General features: G+C 62.0%; 25 protein-coding genes and 1 tRNA gene. 16 read left to right on the plus strand and 10 right to left on the minus strand.

Annotated elements, in window-relative coordinates; translation table 11 throughout:
* Positions 1–161: 161 nt before the first annotated feature.
* The 3 genes from NKH97_RS08760 to NKH97_RS08770 all read left to right on the plus strand — a co-directional run bounded on the left by NKH97_RS08760 (position 162) and on the right by NKH97_RS08770 (position 3,670).
* Entirely contained in the window at positions 162–1,937 is a 1,776-nt protein-coding gene (locus tag NKH97_RS08760) for a tetratricopeptide repeat protein (RefSeq protein ID WP_023809895.1), read from the plus strand.
* Between the two features lie 198 nt (positions 1,938–2,135).
* A complete protein-coding gene (locus tag NKH97_RS08765) occupies positions 2,136–2,939 on the plus strand; it encodes an alpha/beta fold hydrolase (protein WP_352440341.1) in 804 nt (267 codons plus the stop codon).
* A gap of 113 nt (positions 2,940–3,052) precedes the next feature.
* Complete coding sequence (locus NKH97_RS08770) at positions 3,053–3,670, plus strand: hypothetical protein (protein ID WP_023809897.1); 618 nt, start codon at positions 3,053–3,055, stop codon at positions 3,668–3,670.
* On the opposite strand, the gene NKH97_RS08775 is transcribed toward NKH97_RS08770, so the two are convergent.
* Complete coding sequence (locus NKH97_RS08775; RefSeq protein ID WP_023809898.1) at positions 3,654–4,583, minus strand: metallophosphoesterase family protein; 930 nt, start codon at positions 4,581–4,583, stop codon at positions 3,654–3,656. The genes NKH97_RS08770 and NKH97_RS08775 overlap by 17 nt on opposite strands.
* Positions 4,584–4,636: 53 nt before the next feature.
* Between NKH97_RS08775 and NKH97_RS08780 the strand changes: the two genes are divergently transcribed.
* Entirely contained in the window at positions 4,637–5,131 is a 495-nt protein-coding gene (locus NKH97_RS08780) for an NUDIX domain-containing protein (RefSeq protein ID WP_023809899.1), read from the plus strand.
* 1 nt (position 5,132) lies between these two features.
* On the opposite strand, the gene NKH97_RS08785 is transcribed toward NKH97_RS08780, so the two are convergent.
* Positions 5,133–6,125, minus strand: a complete 993-nt coding sequence (locus NKH97_RS08785) for a glutathione S-transferase family protein (RefSeq protein WP_023809900.1) — start codon at positions 6,123–6,125, stop codon at positions 5,133–5,135.
* 275 nt (positions 6,126–6,400) lie between these two features.
* Here NKH97_RS08785 and NKH97_RS08790 point away from each other — a divergent pair, with 275 nt between their 5' ends.
* The 6 genes from NKH97_RS08790 to NKH97_RS08815 all read left to right on the plus strand — a co-directional run bounded on the left by NKH97_RS08790 (position 6,401) and on the right by NKH97_RS08815 (position 11,231).
* Positions 6,401–6,937: a GNAT family N-acetyltransferase gene (locus NKH97_RS08790; protein ID WP_023809901.1), complete on the plus strand. Its 537-nt coding sequence runs from the start codon at positions 6,401–6,403 to the stop codon at positions 6,935–6,937.
* A 61-nt stretch (positions 6,938–6,998) separates the two neighbouring features.
* Positions 6,999–7,760 (plus strand): 3-hydroxyacyl-CoA dehydrogenase, encoded by a 762-nt coding sequence (locus tag NKH97_RS08795; RefSeq protein ID WP_128303701.1) that lies wholly within the window; start codon positions 6,999–7,001, stop codon positions 7,758–7,760.
* A gap of 6 nt (positions 7,761–7,766) precedes the next feature.
* Positions 7,767–8,942: a CaiB/BaiF CoA transferase family protein gene (locus tag NKH97_RS08800; RefSeq protein WP_352796178.1), complete on the plus strand. Its 1,176-nt coding sequence runs from the start codon at positions 7,767–7,769 to the stop codon at positions 8,940–8,942.
* A 31-nt stretch (positions 8,943–8,973) separates the two neighbouring features.
* A complete protein-coding gene (locus tag NKH97_RS08805; protein ID WP_352796181.1) occupies positions 8,974–9,753 on the plus strand; it encodes a HugZ family pyridoxamine 5'-phosphate oxidase in 780 nt (259 codons plus the stop codon).
* 152 nt (positions 9,754–9,905) lie between these two features.
* Positions 9,906–10,250 carry an ArsR/SmtB family transcription factor gene (locus NKH97_RS08810; protein WP_023809905.1) on the plus strand — a complete coding sequence of 115 codons (345 nt, stop codon included), beginning with the start codon at positions 9,906–9,908 and terminating at the stop codon, positions 10,248–10,250.
* Between the two features lie 165 nt (positions 10,251–10,415).
* Positions 10,416–11,231, plus strand: a complete 816-nt coding sequence (locus tag NKH97_RS08815; protein ID WP_352721701.1) for a TrmH family RNA methyltransferase — start codon at positions 10,416–10,418, stop codon at positions 11,229–11,231.
* A 91-nt stretch (positions 11,232–11,322) separates the two neighbouring features.
* Here NKH97_RS08815 and NKH97_RS08820 read toward each other — a convergent pair whose 3' ends face one another.
* Both NKH97_RS08820 and NKH97_RS08825 read right to left on the minus strand, forming a co-directional pair.
* A complete protein-coding gene (locus tag NKH97_RS08820) occupies positions 11,323–12,459 on the minus strand; it encodes a coiled-coil domain-containing protein (protein WP_352630089.1) in 1,137 nt (378 codons plus the stop codon).
* A gap of 189 nt (positions 12,460–12,648) precedes the next feature.
* The gene (locus NKH97_RS08825) at positions 12,649–13,185 is read right to left on the minus strand and encodes a DUF1134 domain-containing protein (protein WP_245273156.1); all 537 of its coding nucleotides are present in this window, start codon (positions 13,183–13,185) and stop codon (positions 12,649–12,651) included.
* A gap of 390 nt (positions 13,186–13,575) precedes the next feature.
* On the opposite strand from NKH97_RS08825, the gene chpT reads away from it, so the two are divergent.
* Both chpT and NKH97_RS08835 read left to right on the plus strand, forming a co-directional pair.
* Complete coding sequence (gene chpT / locus NKH97_RS08830; RefSeq protein WP_024504504.1) at positions 13,576–14,205, plus strand: histidine phosphotransferase ChpT; 630 nt, start codon at positions 13,576–13,578, stop codon at positions 14,203–14,205.
* 239 nt (positions 14,206–14,444) lie between these two features.
* Positions 14,445–14,849, plus strand: coding sequence for a response regulator (locus tag NKH97_RS08835; RefSeq protein ID WP_024504503.1), 405 nt, complete (start codon positions 14,445–14,447; stop codon positions 14,847–14,849).
* Between the two features lie 104 nt (positions 14,850–14,953).
* Here the strand turns inward: NKH97_RS08835 and ctrA are convergent, their stop codons facing one another.
* A complete protein-coding gene (ctrA, locus tag NKH97_RS08840; protein WP_006203583.1) occupies positions 14,954–15,649 on the minus strand; it encodes a response regulator transcription factor CtrA in 696 nt (231 codons plus the stop codon).
* Between the two features lie 452 nt (positions 15,650–16,101).
* Between ctrA and NKH97_RS08845 the strand changes: the two genes are divergently transcribed.
* A complete protein-coding gene (locus NKH97_RS08845) occupies positions 16,102–16,479 on the plus strand; it encodes a flagellar export protein FliJ (RefSeq protein WP_013529907.1) in 378 nt (125 codons plus the stop codon).
* Between the two features lie 86 nt (positions 16,480–16,565).
* Here NKH97_RS08845 and NKH97_RS08850 read toward each other — a convergent pair whose 3' ends face one another.
* Positions 16,566–16,964 (minus strand): winged helix-turn-helix transcriptional regulator, encoded by a 399-nt coding sequence (locus NKH97_RS08850; RefSeq protein ID WP_023809911.1) that lies wholly within the window; start codon positions 16,962–16,964, stop codon positions 16,566–16,568.
* Between the two features lie 133 nt (positions 16,965–17,097).
* On the opposite strand from NKH97_RS08850, the gene NKH97_RS08855 reads away from it, so the two are divergent.
* On the plus strand, positions 17,098–17,982 hold the full coding sequence (locus NKH97_RS08855; RefSeq protein WP_352796187.1) for an NADP-dependent oxidoreductase: 885 nt from the start codon (positions 17,098–17,100) through the stop codon (positions 17,980–17,982).
* Between the two features lie 64 nt (positions 17,983–18,046).
* On the opposite strand, the gene sciP is transcribed toward NKH97_RS08855, so the two are convergent.
* Positions 18,047–18,322, minus strand: coding sequence for a CtrA inhibitor SciP (gene sciP, locus NKH97_RS08860; RefSeq protein ID WP_013529904.1), 276 nt, complete (start codon positions 18,320–18,322; stop codon positions 18,047–18,049).
* A 288-nt stretch (positions 18,323–18,610) separates the two neighbouring features.
* On the opposite strand from sciP, the gene mnmA reads away from it, so the two are divergent.
* Complete coding sequence (gene mnmA / locus NKH97_RS08865) at positions 18,611–19,801, plus strand: tRNA 2-thiouridine(34) synthase MnmA (protein WP_352796190.1); 1,191 nt, start codon at positions 18,611–18,613, stop codon at positions 19,799–19,801.
* Between the two features lie 40 nt (positions 19,802–19,841).
* Here the strand turns inward: mnmA and NKH97_RS08870 are convergent, their stop codons facing one another.
* Positions 19,842–20,807 carry a Gfo/Idh/MocA family protein gene (locus tag NKH97_RS08870; protein ID WP_352773821.1) on the minus strand — a complete coding sequence of 322 codons (966 nt, stop codon included), beginning with the start codon at positions 20,805–20,807 and terminating at the stop codon, positions 19,842–19,844.
* 240 nt (positions 20,808–21,047) lie between these two features.
* Between NKH97_RS08870 and NKH97_RS08875 the strand changes: the two genes are divergently transcribed.
* A tRNA-Met gene (locus NKH97_RS08875) sits at positions 21,048–21,124 on the plus strand.
* A gap of 172 nt (positions 21,125–21,296) precedes the next feature.
* Here the strand turns inward: NKH97_RS08875 and NKH97_RS08880 are convergent.
* Together NKH97_RS08880 and kce are read right to left on the minus strand one after the other, a co-directional pair.
* A complete protein-coding gene (locus tag NKH97_RS08880; RefSeq protein WP_352630095.1) occupies positions 21,297–21,725 on the minus strand; it encodes an acyl-CoA thioesterase in 429 nt (142 codons plus the stop codon).
* The gene (gene kce, locus NKH97_RS08885; RefSeq protein ID WP_352440332.1) at positions 21,722–22,657 is read right to left on the minus strand and encodes a 3,5-dioxohexanoate:acetyl-CoA acetone transferase; all 936 of its coding nucleotides are present in this window, start codon (positions 22,655–22,657) and stop codon (positions 21,722–21,724) included. The genes NKH97_RS08880 and kce overlap by 4 nt, the downstream gene beginning before the upstream one ends.
* Positions 22,658–22,677: the final 20 nt, after the last annotated feature.

Here is a 22,677-nt window from a genome sequence, read left to right on the forward strand (position 1 = left end):
AACCCTCCCAACCTGGTGAACGGTTCCGATCTTTCGGGCCATTAACCACCGCGGAATTATCCGGTGGGTACGTGATCGCATAACGGGGTGTATACTTGTGTGGTGGTGCGGGACCTATATGATCGCGCCTCAACCTGTGCCGACTTCGAGAGGATCGACACTTGCAGCATGCCACGCCTGCCGCCCCCGCAGTGCGCGAGACACTGGAGCGACTGCTTGCCAGCCAAACGTTCGGCCGATCCGAACGCGCGCGCAAGCTGCTGCGTTATCTTGTCGAACGTGAACAGGCCGGCGAAGCCGACAGGCTCAAGGGCTTTTCCATTGCCATGGATGTTTTCGGCAAGGACGGCGACTTCGATCCGTCCACCGATGCCGTGGTGCGTGTGCAGGCAGGCAGGCTGCGCGAGCTTCTGCAGCACTATTTTGCCAATGAGGGAATTGCCGAGCCGGTCCGCATCGCCATTCCGCGCGGCGGCTATGTTCCTGCCTATGAATTGAACGCGATCCGCCTGCCGGATATTGCCGAGGCTGTTCCCGAACTCAGGCTGGACGGCGTCGTATCCGCCGATCGGTCCAACGAAGCCGGCACGGGCATGCTGGACGCGATGTCTCTGGCTTCCGTACCGATTTCGCCTGCCCCCTCGGTGGCGCGCCATCTCCGCTTTTTCTGGATGGCGATCGCCTTGGTCATCGCCATGCTGGGCGTACTGATCCTTCGCCAGGGCAGCACTGCCTTGCTGGCAGGCGGCGACATCTCGGCAACGCCGGAGATCGCTGGCGCAAGCGCAAGCGTCACGGCATCGGCAAGGGCTGACGCCCTTCCGCAAGTCTATATCGGACTCAAGGCTGACGGCCCCGACGCCAGCCGTGTCGCCGCATCGCTGCGCGCCGGCCTGAGTGGCTTCGATACCATCGACTTCATCGGCCGCGACACCGTCGGCGATCCGGCTGACGACGCTGCGAGCTTCATATTCGACGTCCTGCCCGGACCGGACGCGGGCGACATCACGATCGAACTGCAAAGCATGGCGTCCGGACGGGTGCTTCTATCGCGCAATCTCACCCCCGCCGACAGCGCACCTGCCGCGGTCGAAGACCGTATCGCCGACATGCTGAGCTCGGCACTCCCCGCCTCCGGCACCATCTACAACTATATCGAGCAGACCGGCACGCCAAACGGCCTGACGCAATGTCTGCTGCTCAACGGCAAATATTATCTCGACCAGAACGCCAGGACCCATGAGGCAGCCTACCGTTGCCTCGAGAAGCTGGCCAATGGTGGAACCAAGTCCTCGCTCGTCTATTCGGAACTTGCTTCCCTGCATCTCGAGGCGGTGTCCGATCATTACGCCTATCCGCCCAATGCGACGATTGAGACAGCCGTCGAGTTTGCCCATCGCGGCGTGCAGATGGGTCCGACCAGCCCTTATGCGCATCGCTCCTACGGCTATGTCAGTTCGCGCCTCGGCAATACGGACGAAGCGATCCGCTGGATGCGCAAGGCCTATGAACTCAACCCCTACGACCTCGGCATGGCCGCCGCTTACGGCTACGGGCTGATCTTCGCCGGACGATATGCCGAGGGAACGCCGATCCTCGATCATGCGGCGGAGACCTTCAGCGGGCACCCGACATGGTGGGACTACGGGCTGTTCGTTGGTGAGTTCATGCTCGGCGACATGAACAAGGCGGTCGCGGCCAGCATGGCACTGAGAACGACGGCAACGAAATCACACTATCTGGCGGCGCGGCTGGTCGGCGCCAAGGCTGCCGGACAGGACCATCTGGTGAGCACGCTGCTGAAACAGCTGACCACCGAGTTCCCCAAATTTGCCGCCGATCCACGGGCGACTTTCGTCGAGCGGAAATATCCGGCCGACCTGACCGACCGGCTGGTCCAGGCACTCCGCGCTGCCGGGCTCGGCAGCCCAAGCTGACACCATCGACGTCCGCGCACTGGCTGCGCCGCGTCCCGATGGATTTCCTGCGCTCCGATCGCCGATTGCCGATTGGTGGCCAAGTTCTGTACACAACCGTACAAATCGCGAAAATTTTACTGGTCATCACGTTGGACTAGGAGCAATTCAGCCATCATTGGTGTCGCGCATTCTGCAATAACAAAAAAATCAGCTTTCATGACCGCATCACTTTTTGCCGCCGAAGAGGGTGTTGGCTCGAAGGCCATCGTCCTGCTGCACGGTTTCGGCGGCTGCCATGATGTATGGCGCGAGGTGATTTCCGCCCTGACGCCTTCCACGCATACGCTGGCCTATGATCTGCCTGGGTATGGGATGTCGCTCGATTTTCCCGCCGCCGGTCCGGCCAGGGTGGCGGCCAAGGCCGTGCTCGCCGATCTCTCTGAGCGTCGCCTGAAGCGCGTTCATCTCGTGGGCCACTCGATGGGCGGTGCCGTGGCGGCGCTGATGGCGCTGGCCGAGCCTGAAAAGATAGCCTCGCTGACGCTTCTGGCGCCGGGCGGCCTTGGCCCCGAAATCAATGGACCGCTATTGCGCCGCTATGCCGAAGCCTCGGATCGGTCCGAGATCCGCTCCTGCCTCGCCGTCATGTCGGGACCTTCAGCCCCGCCACTCGAACATATGGTGGACACCCTTTGGGAAATGCGCAGGCGACCCGGCCAACTCGAAAAGCTGGTCGAGATCGCAGCCGCCATGACCGTGGACGGTCGGCAAGGCGTCATCCCGCACGATCGCCTCGATGGACTGAACATGCCAGTGATGGTGGCATGGGGAACCAACGATGCGGTGCTGCCCTTTACCCAGGCGGATGACCTGCCGGCGCATTTTCACGTGCACCACGTGCTGGAGGCCGGCCATATGCTGGCTGAGGAAGCCCCCGGCCTTGTTGCCGAGATCATTCGCCGCAACACCAATCGTCGCGCCGGGCCACATCGCCAGAAATTCGCCGCAGCAGCCAGCTGACCTTTTTCGCACGACAACCTTCCTGGGCACCCCGGGGGCCGTCGATCTCGCCAGTGCATTTTGCCGGCGGCTGTGTTAACCCGGTGTTAACCAAACCCACGAGGCAGACGCCGATGAAGGAAGCAGGCGAGAAGACCATCGACCAGTCCAAGAAACTGTCCGATGCCATCCGTGATGTCAAAAATGCCTTCGCCGACCGCGACGACGTCGTCGTCGACATGCGCGAGGCGCATCGCATGCGCCTCGATCTGCTCGCCGCCGAACTGGCACCGGTTTTTGCCGATGTTCCGGCCGACATGGACAATTTCGACTTTGTCGTCTCGTCCGGCTTGCAGCCGCGCTTGTGGATCGACGCCATCAGTCATGTCGCCATGGGGCGCGACCGCCGGACCTATCGCTTCCTCAAGGACACCCGTATCGGCCGGGTGGTGCTTGCCGAATCCACCGAGATGAAGCCGGTTGCCCATTCCGTGACACGCTATGTCGCGGAGCGCATTGTCGAGCGTCAGAGGATGCTGGAAGGCGGCGTCGAACCGGCCGTCGCCGGCATGAAACGTGCCTATGTGCCGGAAGCCGAACCGCCGCTGCGCGCGACGGCGCGCGGCAAACGCTGGTCGGCCTTTCTGTCCGGGCTTGGCCTTGTGGCTGCCGGTGCCCTGGTCGGTCTTCTCGTGTCCATCGTCCTGTTCTGGGACCGCATCGTCGCCATGGTAGTCAGCTTGCGGCCATAGCGGCGCCAGTCACGGCACCGAGTTCCAGCGTCTGCAGATCGGATGGCGGCATGGACGGCCCGGTCAGGCCGCGCCGCGTCAGCCGGATCCGCCAGTTGCCCGTCTCGCCGTCAATGTCGAACAGATTGTACTGCGCCGCCGGGTTCTTGCCGCCCGGCGCCTGGCCGGCGGCGGCGACGCCGACCGCTGGAATCCTGACGCCGCGACCGCCGATGAAGAACAGCGACGGCAGATGTGAATGGCCGTGCAGGACAAGGTCGGCGCCGTGGCGGCGAATGATCTTGTTGAAGCGGGCAATGCCGAACAGCCGCTTGTGCTGCGGGACCGCGCCGCGCACCGGCGGATGATGGATCATGATGGCGCGGAACAGCCCCTGTCCGGCGGTATCCCCGAGGATTTTGCCGAGCCGCTTCGCTTGGCCTTCCATGAAGAAACCATTGGCCATGAAGGGTGCCGTGGCGCGCGCTGTCGAGACACCGATCAGCGCGACGTTGCCGCGCACGCGCAGATAGGGAAATGCGTTACGATCGACCGGCGTGTTGACGCCGTCGCCGCTCATCCACGCCGCCCAGGATCGGCAGACCTTGTCGAAGGCGCCTGGCACATAGGCGTCGTGGTTGCCCGGAACGACCGAAACATCATGCGCCGGCCCCAGCGTCTCCAACCAGTGCCTGGCCATCTCGATCTCGCCGTCGAGCGCCAGATTGACCAGGTCGCCGGTGACGGCGAGGTGGTCAGGCGTGTTCGCCTTGATGTCGGCGACGATCGTGTCAATCACCGCATCATGCATATGGCGGCGGCGGTTGCGCTGCCAGTTGACATAGCCGAGCACGCGCTTGGAGGCGAGATCGCGATAGGATACATCGGGGAGCGGCCCCAGATGGACATCGGAAATATGCGCGAGCCTGAACATACAACCTTCATAGGCGACCCGCGCGCGGCTTTCCACCCACGGTTTCGCTATCAATGACGAGCCCTGAAGATGCCTTCCGCCAGACCGGCTGGCCAGGTTTGAGGGCCAGGCTGTTCCATCTCTATTTCGTGCTGCGGAGGCCGATGACGCTTGGCGTGCGCGGCTTGATCCACGACAGGGCGTCCAGGTCCGTCTTCCTTATTCGCCATACCTATGTACCGGGCTGGCAGCTTCCCGGCGGCGGCGTCGAAGTCGGCGAGACGATGAACGAGGCACTGGCCCGTGAACTGGCCGAGGAAGGCAACATCGCTCTCACCGCCCCGCCGGTGCTCAAATCGATGCATTTCAACCGCCGCTCCAGCCGCCGCGACCATGTCGGCTTTTATTTGCTCGAGCATTTCAGCCAGACGGCGCCGAAGCTGCCGGACCACGAAATCGCCGAAGCCGGCTTCTTCCCGCTCGACGGCTTGCCGCAGGGCACGACGCCGGCGACGCTGCGCCGGATCGCCGAGGTTTTTGACGGCGAGCAGCCCTCGCCCTACTGGTAGATCAGGCTGCCGCTTTCTCGAAGCGCGCCCGGTCATGCCGTGCGGCATAATCCAGATCCGGTCCGACAGGCACGATCCGCGTCGGATTGATTGTCTGGTGGCTGCCGTAATAATGCGCCTTGATATGATGCAGATTCACCGTCCCGGCCACATCAGGCACCTGATAGAGATCGCGCAGATAGTTGGACAGGTTCGGGTAGTCGGCGATACGGCGCAGATTGCATTTGAAATGGCCGACATAGACCGGATCGAAGCGCACCAGCGTGGTGAACAGCCGCCAGTCGGCTTCGGTGATACGATCGCCGACGAGATAGCGCTGCTTCGACAGCCGCTCCTCCAGCGTATCCAGCGCTGTGAACAATTCACCGAACGCCTCTTCATAGGCACGTTGCGTGGTGGCGAAGCCGGCGCGATAGACGCCGTTGTTGACCGCGGGATAGACCAGCGCATTGATCCGATCGATCTCGCCGCGCAACGCCTTCGGATAGAAATCGAGGCTGGCGTCGCCCCATTCGTCGAAGGCTGAATTCAGCATGCGGATGATTTCGGAAGACTCATTGGAGACGATGGTCTGCTCCTTTTTGTCCCACAGCACCGGCACCGTCACCCGGCCCGAATAGGCGGGATCGGCCTTGGCATAGATCTGGTGCAGGAAGTCGAGGCCGTAAAGCGTGTCGCCCGTGGCGCCGTCCTCAGCCACGAACGTCCAGCCGTTGGCGCCCATGAAATGATGCACCACCGACACCGATATGACGCCTTCCAGCTTCTTCAGCGCGCGAAAGATCAACGTCCGGTGGGCCCACGGACAGGCAAGCGAGACATAGAGGTGATAGCGGCCGGGCTCGGCCTTGAAACCGCGCGTCCGGCCTTCAGCCGGCTTGCCGTCAACAGTGATCCAGTCGCGCCATTGCGACTGCGTCCGCACGAAGCTGCCACCATTGTCCGCCGTATCATACCAGCGATCCTGCCATCTTCCTTCAACCAGCAATCCCATGCAAATCTCCTTGCGTCCTGTTGGTTGATGTAGGCACAAGGCTGCCCTGTCGAAGACGTCAGGTGCTGAACAGACCGTCACTTGGCAGAAATGACGGACAAAAACGGCCGATTGCAGCGGCGGGAAATTGATGCTAGCGGACAATCCGCATGTTCGACTTTGCTTTGATCCGGTTTGACCGACGACGAAAGGGCGCCCGCGCTTGATGAAGCGCTGACTGGCGAATGCTGCCGTTTGCAGCAAACCTCTCCTCCTTGTATCGGACCGCAACGACCATGAGCCTTGCCGACGTGAAATACCTGCCGGAAACCCCGGCGCACGACCCCGAGATCGAAGCCATCAACGACGAAGCCTTCGGGCCCGGCCGCTTTGTGCTGGCCGCTTACAAGATCCGTGAAGCCGGAGGGCACGAGCGCTCGCTGTCCTTTGTCGCCGTCGACGGCGACCTTGTCGTCGCCTCGGTGCGCATGACCCGCATCGCCGCCGGCGCCGGCCGCGCATTGATGCTCGGGCCGCTCGCGGTGCGGCCGGCCTTCAAGAATCTCGGCATCGGCCGCCGGCTGGTGGCGATCGCGCTGGAGGCCGCCGCCCGGGCCGGCGCACCTGCCGTAATGCTGGTCGGTGACGAGCCCTATTACGGGCCGCTCGGTTTCAAGCGGATTCCGCGCGGCCAGATTTCGATGCCGCGCCCCGTCGATCTCGACCGGCTGCTGTCGCACGAGATCGCGCCGGGCGCGGTAGCCAGGCTCTTGGGCGAGGTCGGCCACGCCGATCAGGCCAGGGTGGCCGATCCTACCGCGGCGATGGCTTGACCTTTCCCTTCGATCTGGCGCCTGATCCATCCCACTGTTCCCGAGATCAAAGGATGACGCCATGAACCCGAACGGCCAGATCGCGATCGTCACCGGCGGCGGCTCCGGCCTTGGCGAGGCAACGGCGCGCGCGCTGGCGGCCAAGGGCGCCCGCGTCGCCATCTTCGATGTCGGTATCGATCGCGCGGCCAAGGTCGCGGCCGAGATCGGCGGTATAGCCGTCCAGTGCGACGTCAGCAGCGCCGACAGCGGGACCGCTGCCCTCGCCGACGTTACGGCCAAGCTTGGCCAGCCACGGATCCTGGTCAACTGCGCCGGCATCGCCATCGGCGTGAAGACGATCGGCAAGGATGGTCCCCACCCCCTTGATCAGTATCGCAAGGTGATCGAGGTCAATCTGATCGGCACGTTCAACATGATCCGCCTCGTTGCCGAGCGCGCGTCGAAGCTCGAGCCGCTGCAGGGCGGCGAGCGCGGCGTCATCGTCAACACCGCTTCGGTTGCCGCTTATGATGGCCAGATCGGTCAGGCCGCCTATGCGGCTTCCAAGGGCGGCGTCGTCGGCATGACGCTGCCGGTGGCGCGCGATCTTGCCCGTTCCGGCATCCGCGTCTGCACCATCGCACCCGGCATCTTCAAGACGCCTATGATGGCCGGCATGCCGCAGGAAGTTCAGGATTCGCTGGGCGCCGCCGTGCCATTCCCGTCGCGCCTGGGCGAACCATCCGAATATGCCGCTCTCGCCCTGCACATCGTCGAGAACCAGATGCTGAATGGCGAGACCATTCGCCTCGACGGCGCCATTCGCATGGCGCCGAAATAGAAGGTCATGAGCGCCGGCCTGTCCGCTGCCGCTAAAACCGGGCCGCTGGCCGGGCTGAAGGTGATCGAGATGGCCGGGCTCGGCCCGGTGCCGCTGGCCGGCCTGATGCTGTCGGAGATGGGCGCGCAAGTGTTGCGCATCGAACGGGCGGGGACGAGCCAGTTCCTGTCGCTGCCTGATGAGTACAACATCAACCGCCATGGCCGCGCCGTCCTGCGCCTCGACCTGAAGCGCCGTGAAGGCACCGATCTGTTGTTGCGCCTTGCCGAAAAGGCGGACATGTTGCTCGAAGGCTTTCGCCCGGGTGTCATGGAACGGCTCGGCCTCGGCCCGGAAGCGGTGCAGGCGCGTAATCCGGCGCTGATCTACGGCCGTATGACCGGCTTCGGCCAGGACGGTCCGCTCGCCGGCCGCGCCGGCCACGACATCACCTACCTCGCCTATAGCGGCGTGCTGCACGCCATCGGCCATGCCGACGGCCGTCCCGTCCCGCCGCTCAACCTTGTCGCCGACTATGGCGGTGGCGCCATGATGCTGATTGCCGGCGTGCTGGCCGCCCTGTTCCAACGTTCGCGCACGGGCAAGGGTGACGTCATCGACGCAGCGATGGTCGACGGCGCCTCGATGCTGGCGGTGCCCCTGCACGCCTTGACGGCGGCCGGCTTGTGGAGCGACAAGCGCGGCGCGAACCTGCTCGATTCCGGCGCCCCGTTCTACGACACCTATGAGACGGCGGATGGCGGGCACATCGCCATTGGCTGCCTCGAGCCGCAATTCTTCGCCGAATTCGCCAGGCTGCTGCCGCTCGACGAGCACTTTGCGTCCGGCCAGTACGACAAGGCCCTGTGGCCGCCGATGCGCGCCGCCATTACCGATCGGATCCGGCAGAAAACCCGCGACGACTGGGACCTTCTGTTCGCGCAAACCGATGCCTGCGTTGCACCCGTTCTGTCGCTGCAGGAGGCGAAGCACCACCCGCACAATCGGGCACGCAACGCCTCTGTGACGACAGGTGCATTTGAGCGCCCGGCCCCCGCGCCGCGTTTCTCGAATTCGCAGCCGACATTGGCTACTATGCCAGGCAATGAGGATTTGTCGCCATCGGCAATTCTGGCACGTTTCGGCTTTGCGAAAGCCGAGATCGACGACCTTGTCAAATCCGGCTTGCTGACCGATAACTAGAGCATAAAGATCAACTTACTGTGGTGCTGCCTTGGACGAGCCGAAAAAGGATGTGATCCGCGAGACGGACGCCGAAGCGATCCGGCTGGCGAAGACGCTTCTGCGCAGCGCCCGCTTTGGCGCCCTGGCGGTGATCGAACCGCAAACCGGCTCGCCGCTGGCCAGCAGGGTCGGCGTGGCCACCGACATCGACGGTGCGCCGCTGATCCTGGTTTCGATGCTTTCGGCGCACACCGGCGCTCTGCTTGCCGATCCGCGCTGTTCCCTGTTGCTCGGCGAACCGGGCAAGGGCGACCCGCTGGCGCACCCGCGCCTGACATTGATCTGCCAGGCGGCACGGCTTGAGCGCGGATCAGCCGAACACGCCCGCACCCAGCGCCGTTATCTCAATCACAATCCCAGGGCGAATCTTTACGCCGGTCTCGGCGACTTTTCGATCTTTCGCCTCGGTCCGCAACGCGCCAGCCTCAACGGCGGCTTCGGCAAGGCCTATCAGCTCGATCGATCGGATTTGCTCGCCAGCGGACCGGTCGTCGAGGAACTCGCGGCGCGCGAACAATCCGCCATCGACCACATGAACGCCGACCATCTCGACGCAATCGCCGTTTACGCACAGCATTTCGCCAAAGCGTCCGGAAACGGCTGGCGTGTTGCCGGATTCGATGCCGATGGCATGGATCTGGTGTCGGGCGACGATGTTTGCCGGGTCTTTTACCCACACCCTTTGGCGGCGGCAGGCGAATTGCGGCACGTTCTGGTCGATATGGCCAAGGCCGGCCGAGCCATGGCCGACGCCGGGACTGAGACTTAATTATGCTGGATCAAAAGCAACACTTGAGATTTAAGTGAAATGCTCTACCTTTTGGTGACGCTGAATCGCCAGCGCCGATCGACAAGTGAATTTATGGAATCAGACGCCATTGCCCCCATGGCGTCGGGATGAACAGGAAGCATGGGGGATCGATGGTCTCGACAAAGCTAATCGTGAACGCCGAATCGGCGGCAGAGTTTCTCATGCTGATGGGCAATGAGAAGCGACTGTTGATCATGAGCTATCTCGCCGAAGGTGAAATGTCGGTTGGAGCCATTGCTGAGAAGGTGATGCTCAGCCAATCCGCCCTGTCCCAGCACCTCGCCAAGTTGCGGGCGCTCGACCTGGTCGAGACCCGCCGCGACCGGCAGATGATCTACTACTCCTGCAAATCCGACGCCGTGCGAGAACTGCTTGTCATGCTGGACGGCATTTTCGGCAGCGGCAAGGATGACCTCTCCCAGATGGCGCACCGTTTGCGCCGTGCTGGAACCTGACCACATAACCGCCGATCTCGCCGGTGATTTCAGAGCGACATGCGCCCATCCGGGGCGCACAAAGCTGGCTGATTGTCCCGAATTGTCGCATCGTGCTTTCCAAACAAGATGAGCGCCGGGAAGCGGTCCGGATTTTCGGGCCGATGCGACGGTCGCGAGGAATGCATGGATCCCATTCGCATCGACGACCCGCAAGATCCGCGCGTCGCTGCCTATCTCGACATTCGCGAGCGTGACCTCGCCGGCCGGCAAGGCCGCTTCGTCGCCGAAGGCAAGGTGGTGCTCGACCTGCTGCTCTCGACCGGGCGCTTTGCCGCCGAATCGATCCTGGTCCTGGAAAACCGGCTGGCAGGTCTCGACAACATCCTGAGCAAGGCGCCCGCCGACCTCCCGGTCTATGTCGCCACCAGCGCGGTGATGGACGCTATCGCCGGATTTCATATGCATCGCGGCATCCTGGCCATTGGCCGCAAGGGAGAGCCGCAGCCGGCCGAAGACCTGCTCGATGGCTTGCCGCCTCGGGCGCTCGTCGTAGTGCTCGTCGGTATCGCCAACCATGACAATGTGGGCTCGATCTTCCGCAATGCCGCCGCCTTTGGCGCTGACGCGGTTCTGCTGGATGCGACATGCTGCGACCCGCTCTATCGCAAGGCGATCCGCGTTTCGGTCGGCGCCGCGCTCAAAATCCCCTTCGCATCGTTCTCCGACACCGCCGGCTTCACAACGATGCTCGCCCGACGTGGCTTCGAACAATTCGCGCTGTCGCCACGCGGGAAGACCGACATCCGCGATGCGCAGCGCAGTAAGCGCCTGGCGCTCTATCTCGGCACCGAGGGCGAAGGCTTGCCGGACAACCTGCTCGCAAGCCTGCGCAACGTGCGGATTACCATGGCGGAAGGCTTCGACAGCCTGAATGTCGCCGCGGCTTCAGCCATCGCGCTGCATCATTTTTCGGCTAGAGCAATTCTAGGAAAAGTGTGAAGCGGTTTTCCGTCCAGAATTGCGTCAAAGCAAAGAGTTAGGGCATTTCGCCGTTTCCGTGAAACGGTGAAATACTCTAAAGAAGCCTGATTCAGCTTGTCGCGTCAGCCTTCTGCAGCGCGCGCACGCGGTCGGCAAGACTGCGGTCATCGTTGCCGGAGCGGGCGTCCGACGGTACCGCCAATGCCTTGGCGATCGGCGAACCAGGCCCCTCGAGCTTGGCCGTCAGATGGACGACCTCCGCCGCCAGTTCGTTCATCTGCTCGCGCAAGGCGGAGCTGCTGTCCGTGGCCTTGGACACTGCCAGTGCGGTGAGATCCGCCTTCAGCCGCTTGTTCTCTCGCGCCAGCGCCGCCAGCCTCGCCTCGAGCTGCTCACGGTCACTGTCGAGCTTGGCGATTGCCTTGTCGAAATCATCGCTCCCCGCGACATCGCCGCCCTTGCCGACCAGCCGCAAGGCTGGCGCGCTGTCTTCGGATTTCGATCTTTCGCGCATGCGTGCCAGTTCCTTTTCGCGGCGGTCGAGTTTGTCTTCGCGATCGGCAAGTGTGGCCAGCAGCCGCTCGACCTTCTTGTCGAGCTCGGCGGTCCTTTTCTTCTCGGCTTTCAGGGCCTCCCGCGCGGCCTTGCTTTCAGCCACGATTTCCTGGCCGCGCCTGTCGGCTTCCTTGCGCTGGCCGCGCAGCATCGCAATGTCACTGGCGAGCTTCTGCATTTCGGACTCTCGCGCCACGAGCTCGATCTGCCGGCTGCTCGAGGAAAAACTGGCGTCGTCATACATGCGCTCCAGCTTTTCCAGCTCAACTGCGCGCTTTTCCAGCTTGCGCTCGGTTTCCTTCAGCCGCTCCGAAAGCTGCTGCAACTCGCCCTCTCGTTGACGCAGCGCTTCGTTCTTCGCGCCCAGCTCGGTCAGCGCCTGGTTCTTGTCCGTCCGCTCGACCGCCAGGCCCTTTATGGCCTCGCGACCGCGATTGATCTCGACGAGTTGTTCGGCCGCCTTCTCTCGCAACGCCTTGACGCCGATTTCCAGGCGGCGCGTCGTCATAGCGTATTCGGCGCGGATGCGATCCTTGTCCGCCTGGATCTCGGTTTGCGTCAGAGGGATCGAGGATTCGACGCGTCTGCGTGTAAGCGCGACCGCACGACGCCATATGGCCGGAGCCACCATGAGCGCCAGAAAGCCAGCGCAGAGAAAGCCGAGGACGAAGAACAGGACCGACTGGACCAAGTGACTACCCGTTGTGGCCGGTAAGCATCAAACCAGATAAACCAAAAGCGCATAGAGCGCTTGACTGTGCCACGTTGACATGGCGGAAATCCAGCGTTGCGGCAAGGGTTTGCCGCAACGCCACGAGTTTAATGCATGTCGACCCAAAAGCGGTCCCGGTTTTGGGCAACGACAGCCAAGGACTTCAGCTTAGAACGGATTCCAGGTGGCGCGCTCGGTAAGCTTCAGATAGCCGAGATTGACGCCAAGCCGGGCACCGACACCGGTGCGGATCGGCACCAAAATCACATTGTTGTTCTTCAGCACGTTGAAGCCGACGCCAGCCACCACATAGGCCGAACCGGCGACGCCGCCATAGCGGTTGTAGAGGCTGCCCACATCGTCGAGATTGTAGACCAGCATCATCACCCGCGACCCCTCGCCGCCGAAATCCCAGCCGAGTGACGGGCCTTGCCAGAACACTTTGTGGTCGCCGGCATTCTTGGTGTAGAGCGTGCCTTCGCCATAGGTCAGGCCACCGATCAGCGCACCCGAGCCTTCTTCGCCCAGCAGATAGCCGTTGGGCAGGCCGTAGGAGGCAAAAATCTTCTCGATCACCGTGGCGAGCCCGCCCGATGTCGCGCCAAAAAATTTGTGACCGGAATCGACAATCTCCTGAGCGGTGTATTCCTGGGCCCGCAGGGCTGAAGTCGAGAAGACGAGAACGCCCAGGAGCGTGACCGCCATTGAGAAGACACGGAGAAAGCTCCGGTCGTAGTATCGGGAAAACATGCTTCCAATCTCCGTCAGGGAGCACCTTCGCCGACGCCTCGCACCCCGTACGGCTCTTTTAGCCGGCCGTTAAGGGTAACTGTTAGGGCAAACTATGCCGTAATCCTTTTTCAACCATTAAGCTCACACATGAACATGGCGGTTCGAAGGCTGTTTGGGGTCGCTCAAGTGGGGCCGGCAGCCTGCGTGAACACGCCATTTGCCACAACCACAATTTGGATTTGTTGCTGCACGCACGGGCGCTGTGTATTCAGAAAGCCCGAGGAGAGAGTGCGTGATTCGTGTGGCAGGCGACGATCGATCGCCCGGCCACGAGTTGTGAGATTTTGCAGGGATTTTTCGCCGATGGCCGATCTGTTCACCCTTTCCGCACCCGATCTGGCAGCGCTTTTGTGCAGTCGGGTCTGCCACGACATCATCTCGCCGGTCGGCGCGATCAACAACGGGCTCGAATTGCTTGATGAAGGCGGCGCCGACGAGGACGCCATGAAGCTGATCCGCCAGAGCGCCCGCAACGCTTCGGCCCGCCTGCAGTTCGCCCGCATCGCCTTCGGTGCCGCCGGCTCGGCCGGCATGTTGATCGATACCGGCGATGCCGAAGCGGTCGCCATCGCCTTCCTCAAGAACGAAAAGCCGGAACTGACCTGGAACGGGCCCCGCGCGTTGCTGCCCAAGAACAAGGTCAAGCTGCTGCTCAACCTGATCCTCGTCGCCAATGCCGCCATTCCGCGCGGCGGCAAGCTTTCCGTGACGCTGGAAAATCTTGAGACCGAACCGCGTTTCGCGCTTGCGTCGGCTGGCCCGATGCTGCGTGTGCCGCCGAAGTTCCTCGAACTGCATTCCGGCCACAAGCCGGAGGAACCGATCGACGCGCATTCCGTGCAGCCCTACTACACGCTGCTTCTGGCGCGCGAAGCCGGCATGACGATATCGATCCACGCGACGCCGGAAGAAATCGTGCTTTCTGCGGCCTGATTGCGCAGCCGATAAAGCGAAGTATTTCTACACTGAAATCTGTAATTCCAGCTCATCGACTTGGGAGGCATCTGTTCGTCCAGGCAGTGCCAAAGCATTCGCGAATAAAAGCAGGCACCTGCCCATCTTTGTAAAAATTTTACCTAACGCCTTTTCGGCTTCTTTACCAGATTGGCCTATGGTCCGCCCTGGATGCCCCCGACGCTACCGGACTGCCAGAAGGCAAAGAGGACCCGGAAATGAAACGCTGCATGTTCGTCGACGATTCAAGCGTCATCAGGAAGGTTGCAAAACGCATCCTGGGCGGCTCCGAAATGATTGTCATCGAGGCTGCCAGCGGACTTGACGCGCTGGAGATGTGCGCCGCCGACATGCCCGACATCATCGTCGTCGATGGCGCCTTGCCCGACGTACCGGCGGTCGATCTCATCCGCCGCGTCCGCGCCATGGAGAGCCCGATAAGGCCGCAGATCCTGATTTCCCTGGTCGAGCTCGATATTGCTTCGATCATGCGGGCCAAGCGCGCCGGCGCCCAGGGCTATCTCTTGAAGCCATTCAACCGCCCGCAGCTGCTCGAGCGCTTTCGCACCTTGAAGAGCGCACCTGATTCGGCATCCTTGAGCAATTCCAGAAAAAGTGCGTGACGGTTGTCTGCTCGGAAGCCCAAAAACAGAGTGTTACCAGCCCATCATGCAAAAACCCGGCCGAAGCCGGGTTTTCTATTGAAAAGATTCGAACGATTCGTCGCTCAGGCGCTGACGCGAATGTCTTCCGGTTCGCGCAGCACATAGCCGCGTCCCCAGACCGTTTCGATGTAGTTCTGACCGCCTGATGCCGCGTCGAGCTTTTTGCGCAGCTTGCAGATGAAGACGTCGATGATCTTCAACTCAGGCTCGTCCATGCCGCCATAGAGGTGGTTGAGGAACATTTCCTTGGTCAGCGTGGTGCCTTTGCGCAGCGAAAGCAACTCCAGCATCTGGTATTCCTTGCCGGTCAGGTGCACGCGCTGGCCGCCGACTTCGACGGTCTTGGCATCGAGGTTGACCACCAGGTCGCCGGTGGTGATGACCGACTGGGCGTGGCCCTTGGAGCGCCGCACGATGGCATGAATGCGGGCAACCAGCTCATCCTTGTGGAACGGCTTGGTCATGTAGTCGTCCGCGCCGAAGCCGAGGCCGCGCACCTTGTCCTCGATGCCGGCCATGCCGGAGAGGATGAGAATAGGTGTCTTGACCTTGGAAAGGCGAAGCGTTCTCAAGACCTCGTAGCCCGACATGTCAGGCAGGTTGAGATCGAGAAGAATGATATCGTAGTCGTAGAGCTTGCCTAGATCGACGCCCTCTTCACCGAGATCGGTCGTGTAGACGTTGAAACTTTCCGATTTCAGCATCAGTTCGATGCTTTGTGCGGTTGCACTGTCATCTTCTATCAGCAGAACACGCATTTCATTCCCCTTTTCTGCTGCCGGACCATTTCACGACCCGTCCGGACCCGGAGCAGTGGTTGCCTTGTGCAGAGGCTGCCATTGAATGGTTAACAAATCCTAATTTCCCGTCGATGACGGTACCAGATTTTTTAACCTCTTTCTACACCCTCTTGAATCTAATAACGAATCTCAGAACCAAATTCCTAATGCAACACATTAACAACCTGGACTAAGCGACTCCAGGGACTCATCGACGTCGCTTCCGCATCGGTGGCCGGAATTTTTACCCGGCCTTAAGTCCTGACCCGTATGATTAACAATGCCCGTAAACGAATGGTTACCGTCGGCAAAAAACTTTAGGGTTTTGTTTCCCATAGTTCGGGGAAAGGCGGTGGACACGGGTGCGGCCTGGGCGTTTCCAGGTGGTTTGGACGATAGATGCGGGTGTGCGTTTCCGGGAGTACCGAATCATGAAGTCACGTGAAAACCTCGTTCGGCTGAAACAGTTTCAGGTGAATGAGAAGCGGCGGCAGCTGCTGCAGCTCGACATGATGATCGCCGAGTTCGAACGCATGGCCGTCGAACTGGAGCTTCAGATCACCGCCGAGGAAAAGAAGGCCGGCATCACCGACATCAACCATTTCGCCTATCCAACCTTCGCCAAGGCGGCTCGCCTGCGCCGCGACAACCTCAGGAATTCCCAAAGCGACCTCGCGCAGCAGCGAAGCGCCGCCGAATCATTACTCGGCGAAGCTGAAGCGGAGCTTTCCAAGGCGGAAATGCTGGAATCGCGCGACACGAAGATCCGCGAAGCGGAAGTCGGTGGCCGCAGCGCCATGATCGGCTAAGACCTGGCGGTTTGCCGCGCCAACGCCCGCCATCAGGCTGGCGCATTGTCGCGGCTTGCGGCTCCGGCGGGAAAAATGAATCCGCCCTACGCGGCCCAATCCCCTTCACTCTCGGCAATTGCCCTTGCACGGGCATCCTTGATATCCGGCGCATGCTGCTCCGCCCATGACCTGATCTGGGTAAGCAGTCCCGCCAGGTTCTGGCCGAGCTCGGTCAATTCATATTCGACGCGCGGCGGAATGACCGGGAAGATCTCGCGCCGCACCAGGCCGTCGCGCTCGAGCACCCGCAGCGTCTGCGTCAGCATCTTCGGCGTGATGCCTTCGAGCTTGCGGGCGAGCTCGCCATTGCGCAGCCGGCCTTTGCGCAGCGCGCAAACCACCAGATAGACCCATTTGCTGGCCAGCATCTCCAGCACGGTGTGCGAAGGACACGTCCGCCGGAACGCATCATAGCCGAAACCGCAATCATCTTCACTATCCATGGGGTGCGTATATATCAGGAAGGTACATACTGGACAAGAGACTATTACTATCCAAATGATAGTGGCATCAACCGAGCAGGAGACATCTCAATGCGTGCCGTTATCCAGAAATCCGTCGGCGGACCCGACGTCCTTGTCATCGCCGATCAGCCGGATCCCACGCCAGAGGCCGGCGAAGTGCTGGTTCGCGTCAAGGCCGCAGGCATCAATCCGGTCGACGGCGACCGTCCGTGCCGGCTACTACCCCTTGCTCGGCGAGCCGCCCTTCATCCTGGGTTGGGACATCTCGGGAACTGTCGAAGCACTCGGCCCCGGCGTCACCGGCTTCAAGATCGGCGACGAGGTGTTCGGCATGCCGCGCTTCCCCAAGCAGGCGGCGGCCTATGCCGAGCTGGCTGCCGTGCCTGCCGATCAAATCGCACTGAAGCCGAAGGGCGCGGACCACCTCCAGACGGGCGCCTTGCCGCTGGCCGGCCTCACCGCCTGGCAAGGGCTTGTTCGTCACGGCCGACTGAAATCGGATCGGCGCGTATTGGTGCATGCGGGAGCCGGCGGCGTCGGTCATCTGGCGGTGCAGATCGCCAAGGCGCGCAGCGCCTACGTCGTCGCCACGGCCAGCCCGGGCAAGCTCGATTTCGTCCGCAAACTGGGCGCCGACGAAGTCATCGACTACACCAAGGGCGATTTCACCGATCAGGTCCGCGACATCGATCTGGTGCTGGATCCAATGGGCGGCGACCACGCCCAACGCTCGCTGAAGGTGCTCAAGCGTGGCGGCGTGCTGGTGTCATTGCTCGATGTCAGCGACAACACAAGGGCCCAGGCCGGCGCGCGAGACATTCGGGTCGAGCGTATGTCCGTCGTGCCCGACAGTGAGGGCCTGCTGGAACTGGCTCGGTTGATCGATGCCAACAAGCTTGCCGTCCATGTGGCGAAGAGCTTCCCGCTGGACCAGGCGGGGGCCGCTCACGCCTTCCTCGCCACCAAGCCGATCGGCAAGGTTGTGCTGTCGCTCTGAGCGGGAGCGGTGAAAAACAGAAGGGCGCGGGGTTAGCCGCGCCCTTCGTCTAAATTCGCGATGGTCAGTGCCGGTATTGCTGGATGCGTGTCGTGCGCAGCCCGGCAAGGCCATATTCGTCGATCGACGCCTGCCAGGACAGGAATTCCTCGGTGGTGAGCTTGTAGCGTTGGCATGCCTCGTCCAGGCTCAAAAGCCCGCCGCGCACGGCCGCAACCACTTCCGCCTTACGCCGGATAACCCAGCGACGTGTATTGGTCGGCGGCAGATCGGCAATCGTAAGAGGGCTGCCGTCAGGCCCGATAACATATTTGACTCTCGGTCTAACCAGATCGGTCATCGTACTCTCTACAAAAAACTCAAAGACCCAATCCCCGCCACGTTACCGCCACAGCTTTAAAAATTGCCTAAGCAGACCCTAATGACTAGGTAAGGATCATGAACGCCGCGTTAGTCTTTTCGCCGGCATTTGAAACATCTGCCCGCAAACCCTGATTTGCCGGGGAAAATGCATCCCCTGGCGGAGATCGGACGCAACCGGTGAATCGCCCTGCACGCTGGCGCGCCGGTAAAGCTTGACCTATATTCTCGACATTGGCATTGAGGCGCCGTGCAGAACGAAAGCATCATGAACAGTCTCGATCTTCCCGGACGTCCCGAAAACACCCGCATCGTCGTCGCCATGTCGGGCGGTGTCGATTCCTCTGTCGTCGCCGGCCTGCTGAAACGTGAGGGCTACGACGTCGTCGGCGTCACCTTGCAGCTCTACGACCACGGCGCGGCGACGCACCGCGCCGGCTCATGCTGCGCCGGGCAGGACATCGACGATGCCCGCCGTGTCTCCGAGACGCTCGGCATCCCCCATTATGTGCTCGACTACGAGGAACGCTTCCGCAAGGCGGTCATCGATCCCTTCGCCGAGAGCTACGTCGCCGGCGAGACGCCGATCCCGTGCGTTTCCTGCAATCAGACGGTGAAGTTCGCCGACCTCCTGGCCACCGCCAAGGAGCTCGGCGCCGACGCGCTGGCCACCGGCCACTACATCCGTTCCGGCGCCAACGGCGCCCACCGCGCGCTCTACAGGCCGGTCGACGCCGACCGTGACCAGAGTTATTTCCTGTTCGCCACCACGCAGGCACAGATCGATTATCTGCGCTTTCCCCTTGGCGGCCTGCCGAAGCCTCAGGTTCGCGCCATTGCCGAGGAGATGGGGCTGGCGGTTGCCGCCAAGCAGGACAGTCAGGACATCTGCTTCGTGCCGCAGGGCAAGTATTCCGACATCATCGCCAAGCTGAAGCCGACCGCCGCCAATCCGGGCGACATCGTCCACATCGACGGCCGCGTGCTCGGCCGCCATGAGGGCATCCTGTGCTACACGATCGGCCAGCGCCGTGGCATCGGCATCGCTTCCGGCGAGCCGCTTTACGTCGTCCATCTCGATGCCGACCGCGCTCGCGTCGTGGTCGGCCCGCGCGAGGCGCTGGAGACGCACAAGATCTATCTGCGCAATATGAACTGGCTGGGCGACGGACCGCTCACAGACGTCCCTGCAGGCGGCCTTGAGCTGTTCGCCAAGGTCCGCTCGACGCGGCCGCCGCGCCCGGCCGTGCTGCATCATCGTGCCGGTGCCACATGGGTGGAACTGGTCGACGGCGAATCCGGCATCGCGCCGGGCCAGGCCTGCGTGCTCTACTCCGATGACGGCAACGAAGCTCGCGTGTTCGGCGGCGGCTTCATCGAGCGTTCGGAGCGTGGCGCCGAGGCCGAGGCGATGCTGACCCGGCTTGCCGCCAGGCCGGCCCAGATTCCTGCCGAATAAGATACCTGCCGAATAAGATACCCGCCGAATAATCCGCGCTTCAGGAATTCGACTTGGTGTGGGTGACCGTGCCGGCGGTCAGGATGCGCAGCACCCTGATCGCTTCCTCGCCGCTGGTACGCGGTTCGGCACGCGTCTCGATGCACTGGATGAAATGCTCCAGCTCGCGTGTCAGCGGCATGCCCTGGGCAACCGCGACATAGGACGGCTCATTGGTGGTGAAGGCCCATTGGCCGCTGTCCTGCCACACCGCGTGGCGGTAGACGGCAAGCTTGCGTTCCCATGGCTCGACATCGTCGAACACCGCCATCGCCTTGGTGCCGACCACGGTGAGCCGCCGCTCGCGATAGGGGTTGAGCCGCGAGGTGAAGAGATGGCTGCGCAGGCCGTTCGGAAAGCGCATGTGCAGATGGGCGAAATCGCTGAGACTGTCGAGCAGCGCGGCGCCCTCGCCGCGCACCTCGATCGGCTCGGTGCCGGTGATCGCCAGGATCATCGACAAATCGTGCGGGGCCAGGTCCCACAGCGCATCGTTCTCGGTGTGGAACTTGCCGAGGCCGAGGCGGTGCGAGTGGATGTAGCGCACTTCGCCGAGTTCGCCCTTGTCGATGAGCCCTTTCAGCGTCTCGAAAGCGGGGTGGAAGCGCAGGACATGGCCGACCATGAAGACGCGGCCATTGTCCTTGGCCGCCCGCACCGCGCGCTCGGCGTCGGCAACCGTCAGCGCGATCGGCTTTTCCACCAGCACGTCCTTGCCGGCCGCGACGGCACGCACGGCAAGGTCGGCATGGAATTGCGGCGGCAGCGCCATGACGATGGCGTCGATATCGTCACGCACGAACAACTGGTCCGGCTCGATCGCCAGGCAGTCCTGCTCGCTGGCGAAGCCTTCTGCCCGAGCCCGGTTGGTATCGGAGACCGCGTGCAGCGCGCCGAGCGCCTTGAGAGTGCGGATGTGGTTGCTGCCCCAGTATCCGCAACCGAGGACTGCTATGCGCGGCTTCATCTGTTTCAAACTCTAAAAACTCTTGGCCGAGACATAGCGACGTGCCCCTTCGAACTCAACCCCGGCGGCGGCAACCAAATGTCCGCACGGCAAAGCTTTTCGATAATGACGATAAGCCGGCAAGCCGGTTGCTTCGAAGCTTGACAGGCTCACCCTCCCAACCTTATATCCGCGCGACCTTGGCGAACGCCTCCGACATGCCTTTCGATTTGAGGCGGATTTCGGGCCTTTCGCCGCCCTGGCGGGGTAGCTCAGTTGGTTAGAGCACGGGAATCATAATCCTGGGGTCGGGGGTTCAAGTCCCTCTCCCGCTACCACTTCAAACCCCACTATCGTACGCAATGGCCGATTGTGGCGGGCTGCCCAATGCGGTGTCCTGTGCGATAGCGGCTATATCTGACCTTCCTAGTAGAAGCCTTCAGCGACCTACAGCATCTCGCTCAGTGACGCCAATGCGGCTAACGATGCCGTCACCAGACATTCTCGCCGTCACCCACGCGTATCGGCTTCACCCCTCGGGAGTTTCGCGCTCGCCTGCCGGGCTTCGCCTTCGATCTCGATCTTGCTCCGCGCTTGAAGATCGAAGCGCACGGTTACAGTGCGCATGCGCGCATGCAGGACTCCGTCCAGCGTACCGCGCATTTCATGCAGATAAGTCAGCGACGATTTCCCAAGCTTTTCTATAACGCTGCGAACGGTGACCAGAGTTCCCACCGCGGTTTCATGCACGTAGTCGATCTCCATCCTCACATCCGCCCAGCCGAGGGTCGGCGTCAAACGAGGATCGGCAATCCTGCCCAGCAACTGGAAACTGGCGTCATCAAACATGGCCACATAATGACGAACGTTGAGATGGCCCATCGCGTCGCACATCCAAGGATGCACGACGCCGACATAGGTTTCGATGCCGGGCGTCAAAACCCGACCTCGTTTGCGCCCTTGAGATCCAGCAGTTGACGGGCTTCGTCGGGCGTCGCGATTTCGAGCGATAACTCGTTGAGAATGCGCTTTATCTTGGCAACCTGTTCGGCATTGCTCTTAGCGAGCGTGCCCTTGGCGACATAGAGGCTGTCTTCCAAACCGACCCGTACATTGCCGCCCATGATCGCGCCCATCGTGCAGAGATTTATCTGGTGCTTGCCCGCGGCAAGGATCGACCAGAGATAGTCGTCTCCGAACAGCCGATCAGCCGTCCTGCGCATGTGCATCATGTCTTCTGGGTCGGCGCCGATTCCGCCCAGCAGCCCGAAGATCGTCTGGACGAAAAGCGGCGGCTTCAGCAGCTTGCGGTCTAGAAAGTGCGCAAGCGTGTAGAGGTGACTGACATCGTAGCACTCGAACTCGAACTTCGTGCCGTAGGCCTGGCCGACTTCGACGATGATACGCTCGATCTGCTCGAACGTGTTGGAGACGATGCCCTTCTTTGTGTCTTCCAGGTAGCCCTTCTCCCAGTCGTACTTCCAGTCGGTGTATTTCGGCGCGATGTGGTGCAGGGCGAAATTCATAGATCCCATATTGAGCGAGCAGAGTTCCGGCTTCGAAGCGTGCGCGGCTTCAAGGCGCTCTTCGAGGGTCATCTTCAGCCCGCCGCCGGTGGAAATGTTCATCACGGCGTCGGTCTGCTGCTTGATGCGCGGCAGGAAATCCATAAACAGCTTTGGATCAGGGGTAGGCTTGCCGGTCTCCGGATCGCGGGCATGCAGATGGATCACCGACGCTCCGGCTTCGGCTGCTCCGACAGCGGCGTCGACGATCTCGGACGGCGTTATCGGCAGATACGGGCTCATCGTCGGCGTGTGGATCGAGCCGGTGACCGCACAGGTTATGACGACTTTCGGCGATTTCTTCATGGTTGAACTCTCCCTTGTCT

The sequence above is a fragment of the Mesorhizobium sp. M0870 genome (genome assembly GCF_040319775.1).
Classification (GTDB): domain Bacteria; phylum Pseudomonadota; class Alphaproteobacteria; order Rhizobiales; family Rhizobiaceae; genus Mesorhizobium.

Excerpts from the sequence above, each read along its gene's own strand:
- ctrA (WP_006203583.1), bottom strand. The coding sequence starts at position 15,649 with ATGCGTGTTCTGCTGATAGAAGATGACAGTGCAACCGCACAAAGCATC.
- NKH97_RS08815 (WP_352721701.1), top strand. The coding sequence starts at position 10,416 with ATGGATCCCATTCGCATCGACGACCCGCAAGATCCGCGCGTCGCTGCC.
- NKH97_RS08825 (WP_245273156.1), bottom strand. The coding sequence starts at position 13,185 with ATGGCGGTCACGCTCCTGGGCGTTCTCGTCTTCTCGACTTCAGCCCTG.
- chpT (WP_024504504.1), top strand. The coding sequence starts at position 13,576 with ATGGCCGATCTGTTCACCCTTTCCGCACCCGATCTGGCAGCGCTTTTG.
- NKH97_RS08775 (WP_023809898.1), bottom strand. The coding sequence starts at position 4,583 with ATGTTCAGGCTCGCGCATATTTCCGATGTCCATCTGGGGCCGCTCCCC.
- NKH97_RS08800 (WP_352796178.1), top strand. The coding sequence starts at position 7,767 with ATGAGCGCCGGCCTGTCCGCTGCCGCTAAAACCGGGCCGCTGGCCGGG.
- NKH97_RS08810 (WP_023809905.1), top strand. The coding sequence starts at position 9,906 with ATGGTCTCGACAAAGCTAATCGTGAACGCCGAATCGGCGGCAGAGTTT.
- sciP (WP_013529904.1), bottom strand. The coding sequence starts at position 18,322 with ATGACCGATCTGGTTAGACCGAGAGTCAAATATGTTATCGGGCCTGAC.
- NKH97_RS08850 (WP_023809911.1), bottom strand. The coding sequence starts at position 16,964 with ATGGATAGTGAAGATGATTGCGGTTTCGGCTATGATGCGTTCCGGCGG.
- NKH97_RS08795 (WP_128303701.1), top strand. The coding sequence starts at position 6,999 with ATGAACCCGAACGGCCAGATCGCGATCGTCACCGGCGGCGGCTCCGGC.
- mnmA (WP_352796190.1), top strand. The coding sequence starts at position 18,611 with ATGAACAGTCTCGATCTTCCCGGACGTCCCGAAAACACCCGCATCGTC.
- NKH97_RS08845 (WP_013529907.1), top strand. The coding sequence starts at position 16,102 with ATGAAGTCACGTGAAAACCTCGTTCGGCTGAAACAGTTTCAGGTGAAT.
- NKH97_RS08765 (WP_352440341.1), top strand. The coding sequence starts at position 2,136 with ATGACCGCATCACTTTTTGCCGCCGAAGAGGGTGTTGGCTCGAAGGCC.
- NKH97_RS08790 (WP_023809901.1), top strand. The coding sequence starts at position 6,401 with ATGAGCCTTGCCGACGTGAAATACCTGCCGGAAACCCCGGCGCACGAC.
- NKH97_RS08835 (WP_024504503.1), top strand. The coding sequence starts at position 14,445 with ATGAAACGCTGCATGTTCGTCGACGATTCAAGCGTCATCAGGAAGGTT.
- NKH97_RS08770 (WP_023809897.1), top strand. The coding sequence starts at position 3,053 with ATGAAGGAAGCAGGCGAGAAGACCATCGACCAGTCCAAGAAACTGTCC.
- NKH97_RS08780 (WP_023809899.1), top strand. The coding sequence starts at position 4,637 with ATGACGAGCCCTGAAGATGCCTTCCGCCAGACCGGCTGGCCAGGTTTG.
- NKH97_RS08870 (WP_352773821.1), bottom strand. The coding sequence starts at position 20,807 with ATGAAGCCGCGCATAGCAGTCCTCGGTTGCGGATACTGGGGCAGCAAC.
- NKH97_RS08785 (WP_023809900.1), bottom strand. The coding sequence starts at position 6,125 with ATGGGATTGCTGGTTGAAGGAAGATGGCAGGATCGCTGGTATGATACG.
- kce (WP_352440332.1), bottom strand. The coding sequence starts at position 22,657 with ATGAAGAAATCGCCGAAAGTCGTCATAACCTGTGCGGTCACCGGCTCG.